Genomic DNA, 14,966 nt, shown 5'->3' with positions numbered 1-14,966 from the left:
CGCGGCGCGCTCGGACTGGCGCAGCAGCAGCCGGCAGACCGCCGTCACGGCCGCGAGACCGAGCGCGGCGGCCGCGGCCCCGCCCAGGGACGTGCCGTAGACGACCAGGACCACAGGCGCCAGCAGGGTGCTGAACACCGCCCAGCGGACCACGTCGCCGGCGGGGTCGGCGGACGGCCGGGTGGCGGGTTCCGTACCCCTGTCCGGAGCGCGCCGGGCACCGTGCCGACTGTCCTGAACGCGCCTTTCCCGGCCGCGCCGGTCCGGAGTACGCGAGCGTCCGTGGCGCTGGGAGTCGCGGGAGGCCTGGGCGTTCGGTGGTACGGGCACGGGAGCTCCCTGGAGGCGGCGGCGTGACCGATGGCCAACGAGAACCGGAGTACTCCGGTCACTCCTTTTGACGCCTGTAGATGCCATGGGACATTGCGATCCTGGGCGTGCTCGTGCATGCTCCGTGGAACGCTGCGGTTGGGGCGGCGGGCTCTGGGCATAGGAAGAGTGTCGCCGTACCCTTACGGGTACGAGATTGGGAAGACCATTCCCGGACAGCCACGCCTGCCTTCTCCGCCTGCCTTGCCCATTGTTGTTCCTTCCCAAGAGGACGTTCTTCGCCGAGACGCCAATGGCCGGTCACGAAATCCCTGAACCCGCTGACCGCAAGCAGCTTGCCGACCCCGGGTCGGAGCTGCGAGCGGCGGAAGAAACACGCGCAGCCTGCGATCCGGCCTTCCGGCACGGGGTGGTTGTCGGCTTCGACGGCTCGACATCGAGCGAACGCGCCCTGGCGTACGCCATCGGCATGGCGAGACGTCTCGGCTCCGGCCTGATCATCGTCCATGTCGCCAACCGCCTCCCGACCACGGTCTGGGCGGGCTGCGAGCCGCCGGTCTTCGTGGACGTCCCCGACCACCGCACCGAGGTGCTCGGCCTGGAGTTGGCGTGCGCGGACTACCTCACCGAAGTGCCGTGGATCCTGGTCGAGCGCGGCGGCGACATCTGCCACGAACTCGAAGAGGTCGGCGAGGAGTACTCCGCCGACGCGATCGTCGTCGGGTCCACGCACGGCATCGTCGGCCGGATCTTCGGCTCGGTGGCGGGCCGGCTCGCACGACGGGCGCAGCGGCCCGTTGTTGTCATTCCGTAACCTTGAGCGTACGAGCCGACCGGCAACGCCGGTGCGGGCGACCGCCGTACGAGCCGTACGTGCAGGCCGCACGAGCCGTACGCGGCGTACGTACGGCCCCGCCGGCGCCGCGGGGTCAGTCCGGCGCCCCCTGCGCCCGCTGAGGTCCCTGTCCCCGCCCCCGTCCCCGTACGAGTGGCAGGTACACCTCGTCCACGATCTCGACGAGCACGCTGTCGGGCGCGGTCGGCAGCCCACGGGTGACGTACTCGTTGCGCAGCAGCACCACGGCCACCGTGGCGACGCGCGGGTGCAGTGCCTCGGGGGAGATCTCGCCGCGCGCGACCGCGCGCCCCAGGACCGTCAGCCACATGGCACTTCCGCCGTCACCGGTGTGTTCGCGGAGCCGCTCCAGCAACTCCGGGTCGTCACCGGCGCTCGCCAGCAGGCCGCGCAGGATCTCACCGTGAGGTGAGGAGAAGTTGCGGTTGGCGCGGCGCATCAACTCCAGGACGTCCCCGCGCAGTTCACCCGTGTCGGGCAACTCGATCCCGGCGGTGATCAGCAGGTAGGCGGCGATGCCGAGCGCGGCGCGGTTGGGCCACCGCCGGTAGATCGCGTTCTTGTTCGTGCCGGCGCGGCGGGCGACCTTGTCCATGGTCAGCCCGGGATATCCGGACGCCGTGAGTTCGTCGGCCGCCGCGCGGAGGATCGCCTGCTCCAGCTCTTCCCCGCGCCGCCGCACCGGGGCGGAGGGAGGCTTCTCTTCTCTCATGATGAGTACAGACCGTACCTCGCACGTCTCCCGCCAGGCCAGGATCGCCACTCCTTAAGGTACGGTCGGTACCTTAAGCCGTACCGTCAGCATGGTCCGGCCGCCCACGCCAGAGGTGTGACATATGCGAAGCAACGGCATCACGTACGACACCGGTTTCATCAACCGGGGAGTGACCACCCGTGCGACCTTCGACCCCGAGACCGTCCGGCGCGAGATGCGTGTGATCCGCGACGACCTGCACTGTGACGCGGTACGTGTCACCGGCGGCGACCCGGACCGGCTGGAGACGGCCGCCACGTACGCCGCCGACGCCGGTCTTGAGGTCTGGTTCTGCCCGTTCACCTGCGACCTGACCACGGACGAACTGCTCGCGCTCCTCGGGGACTGCGCGGAACGCGCCGAGCGGATACGCGGGCGGGGCGCCGACGTCGTCTTCCTGACCGGGTCCGAACTGGCCCTGTCCACCCTCGGGTTCCTGCCCGGTGACACCTTCGCCGACAGGTCGGCGCTGTTCGGCGACCCTGTCCGGCTGCGGGAGTCGCTGGCGGAAGTCCCCGCGCGCGTCAACGACTTCCTGGGCGAGGCCGTCCGTACCGTCCGGGCCCGGTTCGGTGGGAAGGTCAGCTACGCCTCGCTGCCGTTCGAGAACGTCGACTGGACGCCCTTCGACATCATTTCAAGTGACGCCGGGTACCGCTCGGTTGAGGTCGCCGAGGGGTTCCGCGAGGCCTTCGCCGCGTTCGCCGCGCAGGGAAAGCCCGTCGCCGTCACCGAGTTCGGCTGCACCACCCACACCGGCGCCGCCGGAAAGGGCGGCCACGGTGACCTGATCGTCGAGTGGGGCGCCGACGGCACGCCCGTGCGACTGGACGGTGACTACCCCCGCGACGAGGACGAGCAGGCGGCGTACCTGCGGGAGCTGCTCGACATCTTCGACGCGGCGGGCGTCGACACGGCATTCGTCAATACGTTCGCACGCTACGACCTGCCTCACCGCGAAGCGCCCCACGAGGACTTCGACCGGGCCAGCTACGGCGTGGTCAAGGTGCTCGAAGGCCGCACCGGCCACACGTACCCCGGGCTGCCCTGGGAGCCCAAGGCCGCGTTCGCCGCTCTCGCCGACCGCTATGCGGATGGCGGGGTGGAAAGACGAAATCTGTCGGCCGACAGGTGATTTGTGTGGTTGTGAAGGGTACGTAATGCTCGCTGGGACCCAGTACAGGCACACGTCATGGAAAGGAGCCCTCCGCGACATGGACATCAACGTCTCCGCGGACAGAGCGACTTCGACCGCGGCCTCGGTCGTCGGCCATCTCGCCCTCGGACTCACGCTGCTCGCTTTCGGGATCGGCATCACCCGGGTCGTCGACGGGGTGACGGCGGCCGACGCGGCAACGCTGGCGCTGTACGTGGGTGGCATAACGCTCTTCGTCGCCGGACTCCTCGAATTCCGCACCGGCGGCTCGTCCACCGGCACGGCCTTCGTCGCCCTCGGGGCCTTCTGGTTCACGTGGGGCACCGGAGTGGGCGACAAGGTCTCCACCAACGCGGCAGGCCTCTTCCTGCTCCTGTGGGCGCTCCTGGCGCTCAGCCTGACCTTCGGAGCCAGGGACTCGGGCCCGGTGGCGCAGGCGGCGTACGGGTTCTTCTGCATGGCGCTCGTCCTGCTGGCCATCTCCCAGTTCGCCGACTCCGACGCGCTGGCCCGCTCCGGCGGCTGGCTGGCCGCGCTGGGCGGCCTCACCTCCTGGTACACCGCGACAGCGACCCTGGCCAACTGGCCGTCACTCGAGCCGAGTCGAGCAGCACAGCCCCGGGTACCCGCCCCGACGCCGTAACCGGCCACGGGTCGGCACATGGGCAGTGCCGTCCCCTTCCGGAGGGCGTCTCCGAGCGGCCGGGTGGCCCGCCCGGAGGCGCCCTCACCCAAGCGGATCATCTTCTTCCGATTCTTCCGATCACACTCCTCACCCCCTGGGGCGGAGAGATCTCCGAGCGGTACGGTTCGACTCCGAGGCGATACAACGGAGTTGAACCAGATGGCCGAGCCCACCGCCATACCGCCGGTGCAGGGAACATGCGCACCCGGCTTTGAAGCCGTACGTGAGGAGTTCACGCGAAACTTCGCCGAGCGCGGCGAGGTCGGAGCCGCCGTCAGCGCCACCGTGAACGGTGAGGTCGTCGTCGACCTCTGGGCCGGCTGGACCGACCCGGAGCGCACCCGGTCGTGGCAGAGCGACACGCTCACCAACGTCTGGTCCACCACCAAGGGCATCACCGCCATCGCCGCCAACCAGCTCGCCGACCGGGGTGAGTTGGACCTCGACGCCCCTGTCGCCACGTACTGGCCCGAATTCGCCGCCGCGGGCAAGGCGGAGATCCCCGTCCGTTGGCTGCTGTCGCACCGCTCCGGCGTCACCGGGGTCGGACTGGAACACCCGCTGACCGCCACCGACCTGTACGACTGGGAAAAAGTCACGAAGCTGCTCGCCGCCCAGGAACCCTTCTTCGAGCCCGGCTCGGTCAGCGGGTACCAGGCGATCTCCTACGGCTTCCTGGTCGGCGAGGTCATCCGTCGCGTGACCGGCGGCACGGTCGGCGAGTTCGTCGCGCACAACATCGCGGAACCGACCGGGGCCGACTTCCTGATCGGCGTGTCCGACGCCGATCTCGCGCGCTGCTCCCAGATGGTGGAGCCCCCTTCGGACCCGGAGCGCGAGTCCGCGCTGGCCGCGGCCTTCGCGGCGGCGGGCCCGGCCCCGCTGGCCGCGCTGGCCAACCCCCCGGCCCTCGGCCGGCACGCCAATGTGCCCGAGTGGCGCAAGGCCGAACTGCCTTCGGTGGGCGGCCACGGCACGGCACGCGCCCTCGCCACGATCTACGGCGCCCTGGCGGACGGCTCCGAGCGCCTCCTGTCGGCCGAAGGACTGCGCAACGCCCGGCAGGGCCAAGGCCGATGCGTGGACGCGGTGGCCGGTGTCGGCGGTGAGTTCGCCCTCGGCTTCACCCTCGGCAGCGAAGAACGCAGCTTCGGCCCCAACCCCCTCGCCTTCGGCCACGACGGCTTCGGCGGCTCCACGGGCTGCGCCGACCCGGAACACGGCGTCGGCTTCGGCTACGTGATGAACCAGATGGGCCCCCTCCTGCGCGACGACCCACGCAAGATGGCGCTGCTGACCGCCGTGTACGAGGCGCTCCCGGCGGCGAAGTAGCCAAAGGCCGGCTGGGGGGCTCAGCCTGGGCCTACGTTTCGGGTACGAGGCCGGGTCGGTCGGCCTTCGAGGCGCCGAACGTCCCACTGGATCTGAGCGAGTTGGCTTCTGTCCGTCACGTGCGTGTGGCGATTCCGCACTTCGAATCGCCGGCCTCCTTCATGCGCGCGTCCATCGATGTGCTCCGGTCGTACGGGTCCACCTCGGGGCCGTCCGCCGAACCGGCCGGCGGACGGTCGGCGGTGAACCCGGGGATGAAGTACCCCGTGAAGTTGCCGCAGCCGCCGTTGGTGGCGTCCACCTTGTAGGAGGTGAGGGAGAGAGTCCCCGGCTCGGTGATCACCTTCGCCGGGTCGTCCCAGCTCATCACCGTCTCGCGGCGGACGATGGTGCGCGCGACTTCGTCGCTGCCCGCCGCGGTGCGGACGACCGGGTAGACGTAGGTCACGTCACTGGTCACCTCGACCGCGCCACGCTCGCCCTCGCGGAACGTGATCCGGCCCTGCGTCTTGACCACGTCCCCCACCAGCCGCACCTTCGTCCGCGCGAAACGGCTGAACAGCAGCAGCGGATTGTTCTCCTGACTGGGCTCGCTGAAGGCGACCGACAGGTAGTCCTGGACATCGCGCTGGTGCGGATTGATCAACGCGATCGCCTTCTTCGGCCGCTCCCCGCGCAGCACATCGGGATCCAGACTGGCCGCAGCGAGGAAGTCCAGGCTCTTGTCGAGCGTCTTGGCGACCTGCCCCTTGGCCATCCAACCGGTCGCCCGTGCCTCGGGCACGCTGATCCCGGCCGTCCCGTCCTTCCACCGTGCCGCCGGGGATCCCCTGAACGGCTGGTTCAGTGTGGGCAGTTGCGGTGCCGACTCAGGAGGAGCGGGTGACGCGCTGACGCCCTCCACGTCTCCGTCTCCGTCCCCGAACCATCCGACGACCCGCCCCGGATCCAGCGCCACGACCAACAACCCGACAGCGAGCAGGAATCCGACCACGTACCAGGCCTTGCCCCGTCTGCGCCGGGGTGGTTGGTGAGTCCGCCATCCCTGAGGAGGCCCGGTCTCTTCCCGCAGACGCCGTCCCACCATCCGGGCCCGCGCCGAAGGCTCTTCAGGCGCGCCCTGCGTCCCGGCCTCGGCCTCCCGCAGGAAGCGCTCCCACTCCGCGTCCGATATGGACGCCTCGTCCTTGCTCATGACGTTCCCCCCTGCGCGCGATCAGGTCCTCCCCAGGACCGTCCGTGATCCTAACCTCGCGCTTCCATGAAGCGGCTGTCGCCCACACGTCGCAGATGCCCGGGCCCCCGAAAGCAGCTTGCCGGTGCGGTATCGATAGAGCCAGGCAGCAGCCCGCCGCTCCGCGTACTTCTCGTTGACCGGGTCTCCCGGAGTGACGCTCTTCATGGGGCCGGGGTCTCTCGGAACAGCCGCCCGACGAGCCGGGCTCCCTCGACAGAGACCACGGCCGTGACCGTGTAGACGGAACAGGTGATAGCCACGACGTAGTTGGCCGGATCGGTGACCCACTCGGCGCTCATGCTCGTGTTGACGAACTGTCCCGCCGAGAGAATGAAGGGAACACCCAACAGCAAGGCATCAACGACGAGTGTGAGGGCCAGCCCGGAAAGGAATGCGAACACAGCGATGTTGCAGGGCGCGGCCAAGAGATACGACAAGCGCCTGGTCGAGTCCCCCTGGCGGTAGGCGATGAGCATCAAGAAGGCCGCGAGCGCTGTGAATCCAACAGATATCAGATCTGTTCGCAGGTAGGGCGACAGTGAGTCAATTTCGAGAAACGACGCGGCAGACAGGCCGTCGAAACTATCTCGCCGAACAGGATCGAATACCGAGGAAATCAGGCTGCCCATGATGTAGGCAAGCCGGAGCATGACGCACTGGATGGCGATTACCATGACAGCGATGATCACCGCGATGACGCGCCGGGAAACCGGCTGGGCGAGGAGGCGGGAGATTGCTGAACTCCCGGCACGCTGAGTTGCCCTCGCGAGCTTCATCGCTTTGTGGGCGTTCGTTACGTACGACTCCACCGCGTAGGCCAGTGTCACAAGAGCGATGATGGCCGGGTGTATCCCAATCATGGACAGGAAGCTGCCCAGTGAAGCGGTGAAGTCGGGCAAGCCTGACATGTGGCCTCGCTAGATAATGAGCCCAGTTTCGCTCCATGGATCCTCGGCGGAGGACACCGCAGCAGCATTGCGCACGTGGCGCCTTGCTGCTGGGGCTTCACCGATTTCTCTGCCCAGCGCTGAGCGAGTGGTCCAATGTCAGGCACGGCAGCCGTAGTTCGTGAGGCCGTTGGCCAACGCCGCTGGGCAGCAAGGTGATTGGGGCACCCGCGTGCGGGCCAGGGCGGTACTCGCCCTAGGGTTGCTCTCCGTGACCATCGAGATGCCCTACCAGGCACTTCCGATCGACCAGTCCGCCGTGCGCTACATCCACGGACCCGATTCCGCTCCGCAGCCGGGCGTGCCCGCTGGTGAGACGGTCGAGCTCGAATGGAGGGGCAGCGCGGTCTACCCGGGAACCTTCCGGAAGTTCTGGATACATGTGCCCGCACAGTACGACCCGGCGGAACCGGCATCCCTGATGGTGTTCCAGGACGGATGGTGGTACCTGGACCCCACAGGGGAGGTGCGCGGCGCGATCGTCCTGGACAACCTCATTCACCGCGGCGACATCCCCGTCACCATCGCCGTGTTCGTAGATCCTGGCGTCTTCCCCGATGCGGAGAACCCGAAGAACCGCAACAACGAGTACGACGCCTTCGACGACCGGTACGTCACCTTCCTCCTCACCGAGATCATCCCGAAGGTCGCGGAGCGCTATACCATCGCCCAGTCGCCCGAACGGTGGGGCATCTGCGGCGGGAGCAGCGGCGGCAACTGCGCCTTCACCGCCGCGTGGCTGCGTCCGGACAAGTTCCGCCGCGTCATCGGATACCTGTCCAGCTTCGCGCAGATGCCGGACGGCAACCCCTACCCAGACCTCATCTCCCGCATCCCCCGCAAACCGCTGCGCATCTTCATGCAGGCCGGCCACCGCGACCTGCACTGGGACGAGCCACAGTGGAACTGGCTCGCCGAAAACCTGCGCGTGGCAGCCGCTCTCGCTGAAGCGGGCTACGACTTCCGCCTTGTCCTGGGAGACGGCGGACACAGCCCCAACCACGGCGGCGTTCTCCTGCCGGACGCTCTGCGCTGGCTGTGGCGGCCCAACGAGGTTTGATCGATTCCGCGATCGACCTCGTACGACTACTCGACCGTGACCGACTTCGCCAGGTTCCTCGGCTTGTCGATGTCCCTGCCCAGCGCCAACGCCGTGTGGTAGGCGAGGAGTTGGAGCGGGATTCCGAGCAGGATCGGGTCCAGTTCCGTTTCGTTCTTCGGTACCACGATCGTGTGGTCCGCCTTTTCCTGCGGCTGGTGTGCCACCGCGAGGATTCGGCCGTCACGGGCCTTGATCTCCTCCATCGCCGCCCTGTTCTTCTCCAGCAGATCGTCGTCGGGCACGATCGCGACCGTCGGCATCGCCGGTTCGATCAGGGCGAGCGGTCCGTGCTTCAACTCCGAGGCGGGGTACGCCTCCGCGTGGATGTACGAGACCTCCTTCAGCTTCAGCGACGCCTCGCGGGCCACGGGGTAGCCGCGTACCCGGCCGATGAACATCATCGACCTCGCGTGCGCGTACTCACCGGCCAGCTTCTCGATGTCCCCCTCGGCGGCGAGGATTTCGGAGATCTGGTCCGGCAGCCTGCGCAGTCCGGCGATGATCCGCTTGCCGTCGGCCACCGACAGGTCGCGGATACGGCCCAAGTGCAGGGCGAGCAGCGCGAAAGAGACCACGGTGTTGGTGAAGCACTTGGTGGAGACGACGCACACCTCGGGCCCCGCGTGTACGTACACCCCGCCGTCCGTCTCGCGGGCGATCGCCGAGCCGACGACGTTCACCACGCCCAACACCCGTGCGCCCTTGCGCTTCAGCTCCTGGACGGCGGCGAGTACGTCGTACGTCTCGCCGGACTGCGACACCGCCACATAGAGCGTGTCGGGGTCCACGACCGGGTTGCGGTAGCGGAACTCCGAGGCCGGTTCGGCGTCGGCCGGGATACGGGCCAGCTCCTCGATCAACTGCGCCCCGATCAGGCCCGCGTGGTACGACGTACCGCAGCCCAGGATCTTGATCCGGCGCACGCCCCGCGCCTCGCGGGCGTCCAGGTTGAGACCGCCCAGGTGCACGGTCGAGAACCGGTCGTCGATCCGGCCGCGCAACACCCGGTCCACAGCCTCGGGTTGCTCGGAGATCTCCTTGTGCATGTACGTGGCGTGGCCGCCCATGTCGTACGACTCGGCCTCCCACTCCACGGTGGTCGGCGTGGCCGAGGTGCGGGAACCCTCGGTGGTGTACGTACGGAAGTCGTCGGCCTTGAGCGTGGCCATCTCGCCGTCGTCGAGCGTGACGACCTGGCGGGTGTGCGAGACGAGCGCGGCGACGTCCGAGGCGACGAACATCTCCTTCTCGCCGATGCCAAGGACGACCGGGGAGCCGTTGCGCGCGACGACGATGCGGTCGGCGAAATCGGCGTGCAGCACCGCGATGCCGTACGTGCCCTCGATGAGCTGGAGCGCCTGGCGGACCTTCTCCTCCAGGGTCGGGGCCTGCGAGCGCGCGATGAGGTGGGTCAGTACCTCGGTGTCGGTCTCCGAGCTGAAGACAACGCCGTCGGCCTCCAGCTTGACCCGCAGTTCGGAGGCGTTGTCGATGATGCCGTTGTGTACGAGGGCGACCTTGCCCTCGGCGTCGAGGTGCGGGTGCGCGTTCTCGTCGCTCGGGCTGCCGTGGGTGGCCCAGCGGGTGTGGGCGATGCCCGTGGTACCGGCGAAGCGCTTGGGGACGCGGGCCTCCAGATCGCGGACGCGGCCCTTGGCCTTGACCATCTTCAGCACGGCCGCCTTGCCGGCGGCGGGCTTGGCGGTGACGACCAGGCCCGCCGAGTCGTACCCCCGGTACTCCAGCCGCTGGAGGCCCTCCAGCAGCAGGGGAGCGACATCACGCTTTCCGATATACCCGACGATTCCGCACATACGGTCTCTGCTCCTCCTGTGGTCGTGATTCCCGCGGTGTTTCGTGTGCTGCGTGCTGCGTGCTGCGTGCTGCTTGGTGTCCCTGGTGGTGGGTGTTCAGCCGTAGACGATGCGGCGCAACTGCCGGAGTGAGAGCTCGGGAGGCGCCACGGCCCGGTGCGGCAGCTCGGCCGCGATGTGCTCGAAGATGTCCGCGTTCACGGCACCGCGTGCCTGCATCTCGCGGTGCCGGCGGCGGACGAACGTCTCGGTCGTCTCGTCGAAGTACGCGAGTACGTCGAGCACGACCCGCGCGGCCTCGCCCCGCTGTAGCGCGGAGCTGCGGACCAGGTGGTCGATGAGGTCGTCGTACGACGGACGGACTTCCGGCATGCGTTGATACTGCGGTCAGCGGGCGGTCTTCGCAAGATATCTGCCCGATATCGGGCAGGGTGGGTCGCTTGAGGGTGTTCGGAGTGAGGGGGATTACGTACGGTGCGTACGGCGCACGCGGTGTCACGGGCGGGGTGGGGCGCTGTGAATCGTACATATTTTCGATTGTGTGCCCGGTTGTAAAAGTAGTTAGTGGCCGTATCCCGGCTCTGATCACGGAAGTTCTGGGGCGTTTCCCGCCTGGTCCAGTGCGAGGTAAGAGCTGCTCAGATAGCGCTTACTGCCCCTCGCTACAGGCAAGTTGGCAAAGTGCCAGCCAACGGGCGGGGAGATTTAACGTGTTGGAAGCATTGACGTAAGGCAATCCGCTGGATTTTATGTACCCCCACGCCACACCTCCACCCACGCCATACCCCCCACGCCTTACCCCCCACAGGGATGGACCCCCCATGCGAGTGTTCGCGATACGTAAGAAGCTCGTACCCGCACTGGCCGTAGCGGCGGCCGCCGCCACACTCCTCACCACCCAGACCAACGCCTTCGGCGCCGACTCTCCCAAGTCCGCGGCCGCCTGTATCCCTTCGGGTACGCAGGCCAACATCAACGCGGCCCTCAACGGCACCGGCGCCAAAGCCGTCCTGTGCGCCGGCTCCGTCTTCACCATCGACAGCCCGGTCACCTTCACCGCGCCCAACCAGGTGCTGGAGACCGAGGGCCTGCCGACCGGTGGCACCCGCGCCAACCTCCGGCTCCACGGCAGCGCCACCACCGCCGTATCGGGCAACGGCCAGTCCGGTGTCGTCGTACAGAACATCCAGGCCGACGGCCTCTTCCCGTCCCTGCCGAGGGCGAGCGGCGGCGCGCTGCTGGAGATGGGCAACAAGGGCCTCAACCAGACCGTGCAGAACGTGTACGCGCACAACACCCGTACGTGGTCCATCCTCCACTTCACCGAGGGCGTCGTCGCCAACAACTCGGCGCAGTGCACCGGAGCCAAGATCCTCAACAACCAGCTCGGCCCGGGCGGTCTGGCCCAGAAGAACATGTGGTCGGACGGTATCTCGCTCTCCTGCGCCAAGAGCCTCGTCCAGGGCAACACCATCACGGACGCGACCGACGGCGGCATCGTCCTCTTCGGCGCCACCGGCTCGACCGTGCAGAACAACACCATCGTCGCCAAGACGCAGGACCTGCTCGGCGGGATCAACCTCGTCGACTACAAGCCCATCAACGGCAACTACAACGGTGTTGTCGTGCAGAACAACACCATTGACGCGCAAGGCAAGATGGTCAAGGTCGGCATCGCCATGGGACCGGCGATCTGGAGCTGCGCACAGGACACGGTCTACGGCGCCAAGGTCGTCAACAACACCATCCAGGGCGGCCACATGGGCTACGGCTTCGCGGTCAACGGCGTCAAGGACTTCACCGTGACCGGCAACGTGGACAAGTCCACCCACGTCGGTACGCCGGTCGCCGGCTGCGGTGGTCTGCCGGCGAAGCCGAGCGGTTTCCAGGTCGCCAAGCAGACGGCGAGCACACTCCAGTCGCAGTTCGTGAACACGAGCGCGCTCACCTACCTGCTGGGCATCACCGGCTGATCCGTCCGAGGCGCCTTCCCCCTACCCCTGCCCTCGCCGTGAACTGCCCGGCGAGGGCGGGATCTTGTGCGGGTGGGGGCTCCGCTCAGTCCCAGTCTCCGCCCGAGTCCCCTGAATCATCCGAGTCGTGATCGCCCGGGTCGGGTTCGGCGTCGCCGTAGCCGAAGTAGTCCACCCCGTGGTCGGGGACGGGGTGGTCGGAGAAGTCGACCAGGTCCGACGACCCTGACAGAGACAGGACATGGCCGCCCACGTAGTCGGCGGCGTGGCCGGCCGCATGGCCGAGGCCCGTTCCGTCGGACAGCAGCGAGGCGCCCGTCGTCGCGACGACCGGGATCGCGACGGCGAAGGTGTGCGTCGGGCGGTACACCAGGGAGTCACGGGCCGACCGCGACATGAAGCGGAAGCCGGGCGTGAGTCTCTCGATGTCGTTGCGGATACGCGCGGCCTCTCGCGCCCGGTCGTTGTCGGTGAGGAGCCGCGCCGCTTCGCGCCACCGGCGCAGCGCGGCCACGCGGGCGAGCCAGGCGGTCAGGACGCCGCGGCTGTTCCACTCCCGTACGGAGAGCTGCCCCAGGTTGTGGAGGGTCCATGCCTCGCCGTACACGTCGTCGGCCCCGCGGAAGAGTTCCATCGCCTCCTGGTACGCGCGTACGGCCGGGTTCAGTTCTGCCTGGCCCTTGCCGCCCTTGTCGCCCTTGTCGCCCAGTTGGGAAAGGGCGTTGCCGATGTGGACCTGGCTCTGGGCCTGGCCCCGGACGTCTCCGGACCGCTCCCGCACCTCCAGCGCCCGCTGGTGGCATTCAAGGGCGCGCGCCTGCTCCCCGCGGCCCTGGTAGAGATTGCCGAGGTTGCTCAGTACGGCGGCGCGCACCGCGAGGTCGGGGTGGTTGTCGAGGACGCGGGCACCGAGGTCGTACGTCTTGATGGCCGCGAGGCTGACCCTGGTCCCTGTGGTGTTCTGGAGTTGGAGGGCGCGCAGGACGTAGCCGTGGACCTCCTGGACCTTCTCCTCGTCGCCGAGCGTCTCCCAGATCCGGCGGGCCCTGTCGTACGCCTCGAACGCGGTTTTGTGGTCGCCGGACTGCTGGCATCCGATGCCCAGCCGTCGCAGACACTCCGCCTCGTCCGCCTCGGCGCCGGACCGGCGCGCGGCGTCGGCGGCGAGCCGGTGGGTGGACTTCCAGTCGTCCCAGAACTTCTGGAGGTCGAAGAACGCGCTGAGGCTCAGGGCGAGTTGGATCGCCTGTGCGTCACATCCCGTCGCGTGGGCCAGCCGTACGGCACCCACCAGGCACAGCCGTTCCTCCGCGAACCACCACAGCGCCCCCGCCCGTCCGTCGAAGTACTCGGGGCCGATGGTGGGGCGGTCCGGGCCGACGGTGGGGCGTGAGGGTACGGGCGGTGGCGCGGCGGCGGCCGAGGGCGGGCGCAGCCATCGGTCGGCCTCGCCGGCGGCGCTCACGTACGCGTCCAGCAGCCGGCCGATCGCCTCTCGCCTGGTGGGCTCCGGGTCCTGGGCCTCGGCCTGCTCCACCGCGTACAGCCGGAGCAGGTCGTGGAAGCGGTAGCCGTTCCGCGTCCCCGCGTTCGCCGTGATCATGTGGGCACGCTGCAACTCCTCAAGCACCAGAGCTGTTTTGGGGAAGGGAGAGCCGGAGAGTACGGCGGCGGCCTCCACGGTGATGTGGGGTCCCGGGTGGAGCGACAGGAGCCGGAAGAGCCGCGCCTCGTCGTCCACGAGCCGCGCGTAGGAGAGGTCGAAGGCCGAGCGGACCGCCGTCGAGGGCCCGGACACGTCGGAGGTCACCAGCGCGTCGAGCCGTCCGGCCGAATCGCTGAGGCGGTCGGCGAGTTCGCCCAGGGTGAGGTGCGGCGCGGCGACGAGGCTCGCCGCGGCCACGTCCAGCGCGAGCGGCAGCCGGTCGCACAGTTCGGCCAACCGCTGGGCGTCCTGCCGGTGTTGAACCGACCGGCGGTCCGGGCGACGAGCCTCGGAGAGCGCCATGTCGATGAACTCCATGGCGGCGCCCGGGGAGAGTACGTCCAGCCGGTGCTGTGCGGCGCCGCGCAGGGCGTCGCCCGCCAGCACATGCCGTCCGACGACCAGCGCGCAGTTCCTCCGGTGGGGCGGCAGCAGTGCTGCCACCTGCCCGGCCGAAGCGGCGTTGTCGAGGACGACCAGGATCGGGCGGCCCTCGTCCGCCAGCCGGTTCAGTGTGGTGCGGTACTGCGCGAGGCGCTCCCCGAGTGCGGGGGCCACCGACTCGGCGGGGATCCGTAGCGCCCGCAGGAACGCGCCGAGCACGTCGTACGCCACGACCCGGTCGGCGGCCTCGCGCTCGTACCCGCGCAGGTCCGCGTACAACTGGCCGCCGTACCAACTGAGCTGTCCGGCGCGCTCGCTCGCCCGCAGAGCGAGGGCGGTCTTCCCCACCCCCGCCGGTCCCGAGACGGCGACCACACGGGTGCCGGCCGCCCAGTGTCGGGCCATCGAACGGGTCGGCCTACGGCTACGGGGACCTCTCGGGCCGCGCTCCGGCTTCAACGAGGCGAGCAGCGCTTCGAGTTCGGCGTCGCGCCCCACGAAGGCCGCCGGCCCTGGCGGCAGTCCGCCGAGCGCTTCCGGTGGCGGGCCCGGCGTCGGCGCCGCCACGGTGAACTGGCTTATGGTGTGCGCCTGTACGACGGTGTGGGCGCTACCGCCGCTGAATTCGTTCCTTGTATCCCCCATGCATTTCTTTCTAGCGCACGGCGACACATCTCACGGCGCGAACCGC

12 protein-coding genes and 1 pseudogene are annotated in these 14,966 nt (G+C 68.8%); 6 read left to right on the top strand and 7 right to left on the bottom strand.

All coding sequences use genetic code 11. From position 1 onward, the window contains the following. Positions 1-330, bottom strand: a pseudogene (locus QR77_RS48580) (hypothetical protein); the annotation flags it as partial. Between the two features lie 292 nt (positions 331-622). On the opposite strand from QR77_RS48580, the gene QR77_RS12285 reads away from it, so the two are divergent. Next, positions 623-1,144, top strand: a complete 522-nt coding sequence (locus QR77_RS12285) for a universal stress protein (RefSeq protein WP_040021658.1) — start codon at positions 623-625, stop codon at positions 1,142-1,144. Positions 1,145-1,259: 115 nt separating this feature from the next. Here QR77_RS12285 and QR77_RS12280 read toward each other — a convergent pair whose 3' ends face one another. After that, a complete protein-coding gene (locus QR77_RS12280; RefSeq protein ID WP_040027770.1) occupies positions 1,260-1,898 on the bottom strand; it encodes a TetR/AcrR family transcriptional regulator in 639 nt (212 codons plus the stop codon). 124 nt (positions 1,899-2,022) lie between these two features. On the opposite strand from QR77_RS12280, the gene QR77_RS12275 reads away from it, so the two are divergent. From QR77_RS12275 to QR77_RS12265, 3 genes are all read left to right on the top strand, one after another. After that, entirely contained in the window at positions 2,023-3,075 is a 1,053-nt protein-coding gene (locus QR77_RS12275) for a hypothetical protein (protein ID WP_040021656.1), read from the top strand. Positions 3,076-3,154: 79 nt separating this feature from the next. Next, positions 3,155-3,739 (top strand): GPR1/FUN34/YaaH family transporter, encoded by a 585-nt coding sequence (locus tag QR77_RS12270; protein ID WP_040021654.1) that lies wholly within the window; start codon positions 3,155-3,157, stop codon positions 3,737-3,739. 201 nt (positions 3,740-3,940) lie between these two features. Continuing rightward, on the top strand, positions 3,941-5,113 hold the full coding sequence (locus QR77_RS12265; protein ID WP_040021653.1) for an EstA family serine hydrolase: 1,173 nt from the start codon (positions 3,941-3,943) through the stop codon (positions 5,111-5,113). Between the two features lie 115 nt (positions 5,114-5,228). Here the strand turns inward: QR77_RS12265 and QR77_RS12260 are convergent, their stop codons facing one another. After that, positions 5,229-6,308, bottom strand: a complete 1,080-nt coding sequence (locus QR77_RS12260; protein WP_040021652.1) for a hypothetical protein — start codon at positions 6,306-6,308, stop codon at positions 5,229-5,231. Between the two features lie 203 nt (positions 6,309-6,511). Further along, positions 6,512-7,249 carry a hypothetical protein gene (locus tag QR77_RS12255; RefSeq protein WP_150130371.1) on the bottom strand — a complete coding sequence of 246 codons (738 nt, stop codon included), beginning with the start codon at positions 7,247-7,249 and terminating at the stop codon, positions 6,512-6,514. 259 nt (positions 7,250-7,508) lie between these two features. Between QR77_RS12255 and QR77_RS12250 the strand changes: the two genes are divergently transcribed. Beyond that, positions 7,509-8,357 (top strand): alpha/beta hydrolase-fold protein, encoded by an 849-nt coding sequence (locus tag QR77_RS12250; RefSeq protein WP_040027769.1) that lies wholly within the window; start codon positions 7,509-7,511, stop codon positions 8,355-8,357. A 26-nt stretch (positions 8,358-8,383) separates the two neighbouring features. Here the strand turns inward: QR77_RS12250 and glmS are convergent, their stop codons facing one another. Both glmS and QR77_RS12240 read right to left on the bottom strand, forming a co-directional pair. Continuing rightward, complete coding sequence (gene glmS, locus QR77_RS12245; RefSeq protein WP_040021650.1) at positions 8,384-10,213, bottom strand: glutamine--fructose-6-phosphate transaminase (isomerizing); 1,830 nt, start codon at positions 10,211-10,213, stop codon at positions 8,384-8,386. A gap of 96 nt (positions 10,214-10,309) precedes the next feature. After that, entirely contained in the window at positions 10,310-10,585 is a 276-nt protein-coding gene (locus QR77_RS12240; RefSeq protein ID WP_040021649.1) for a hypothetical protein, read from the bottom strand. 449 nt (positions 10,586-11,034) lie between these two features. Between QR77_RS12240 and QR77_RS12235 the strand changes: the two genes are divergently transcribed. Next, on the top strand, positions 11,035-12,186 hold the full coding sequence (locus QR77_RS12235; RefSeq protein WP_160310899.1) for a right-handed parallel beta-helix repeat-containing protein: 1,152 nt from the start codon (positions 11,035-11,037) through the stop codon (positions 12,184-12,186). 85 nt (positions 12,187-12,271) lie between these two features. Here the strand turns inward: QR77_RS12235 and QR77_RS12230 are convergent, their stop codons facing one another. After that, positions 12,272-14,920, bottom strand: coding sequence for a tetratricopeptide repeat protein (locus tag QR77_RS12230; RefSeq protein ID WP_150130370.1), 2,649 nt, complete (start codon positions 14,918-14,920; stop codon positions 12,272-12,274). Between the last annotated feature and the right edge of the window lie 46 nt (positions 14,921-14,966).

The organism is Streptomyces sp. 150FB (assembly GCF_000818195.1).
Lineage (GTDB): Bacteria > Actinomycetota > Actinomycetes > Streptomycetales > Streptomycetaceae > Streptomyces.
The sequence above is the reverse complement of the archived record's forward strand: the minus strand, read 5'-3'. Positions and strand labels throughout refer to the sequence as shown.

Coding starts and splice junctions, on each gene's coding strand:
- QR77_RS12285 (WP_040021658.1), top strand. CDS start 623: ATGGCCGGTCACGAAATCCCTGAACCCGCTGACCGCAAGCAGCTTGCC.
- QR77_RS12280 (WP_040027770.1), bottom strand. CDS start 1,898: ATGAGAGAAGAGAAGCCTCCCTCCGCCCCGGTGCGGCGGCGCGGGGAA.
- QR77_RS12275 (WP_040021656.1), top strand. CDS start 2,023: ATGCGAAGCAACGGCATCACGTACGACACCGGTTTCATCAACCGGGGA.
- QR77_RS12270 (WP_040021654.1), top strand. CDS start 3,155: ATGGACATCAACGTCTCCGCGGACAGAGCGACTTCGACCGCGGCCTCG.
- QR77_RS12265 (WP_040021653.1), top strand. CDS start 3,941: ATGGCCGAGCCCACCGCCATACCGCCGGTGCAGGGAACATGCGCACCC.
- QR77_RS12260 (WP_040021652.1), bottom strand. CDS start 6,308: ATGAGCAAGGACGAGGCGTCCATATCGGACGCGGAGTGGGAGCGCTTC.
- glmS (WP_040021650.1), bottom strand. CDS start 10,213: ATGTGCGGAATCGTCGGGTATATCGGAAAGCGTGATGTCGCTCCCCTG.
- QR77_RS12240 (WP_040021649.1), bottom strand. CDS start 10,585: ATGCCGGAAGTCCGTCCGTCGTACGACGACCTCATCGACCACCTGGTC.
- QR77_RS12235 (WP_160310899.1), top strand. CDS start 11,035: ATGCGAGTGTTCGCGATACGTAAGAAGCTCGTACCCGCACTGGCCGTA.
- QR77_RS12230 (WP_150130370.1), bottom strand. CDS start 14,920: ATGGGGGATACAAGGAACGAATTCAGCGGCGGTAGCGCCCACACCGTC.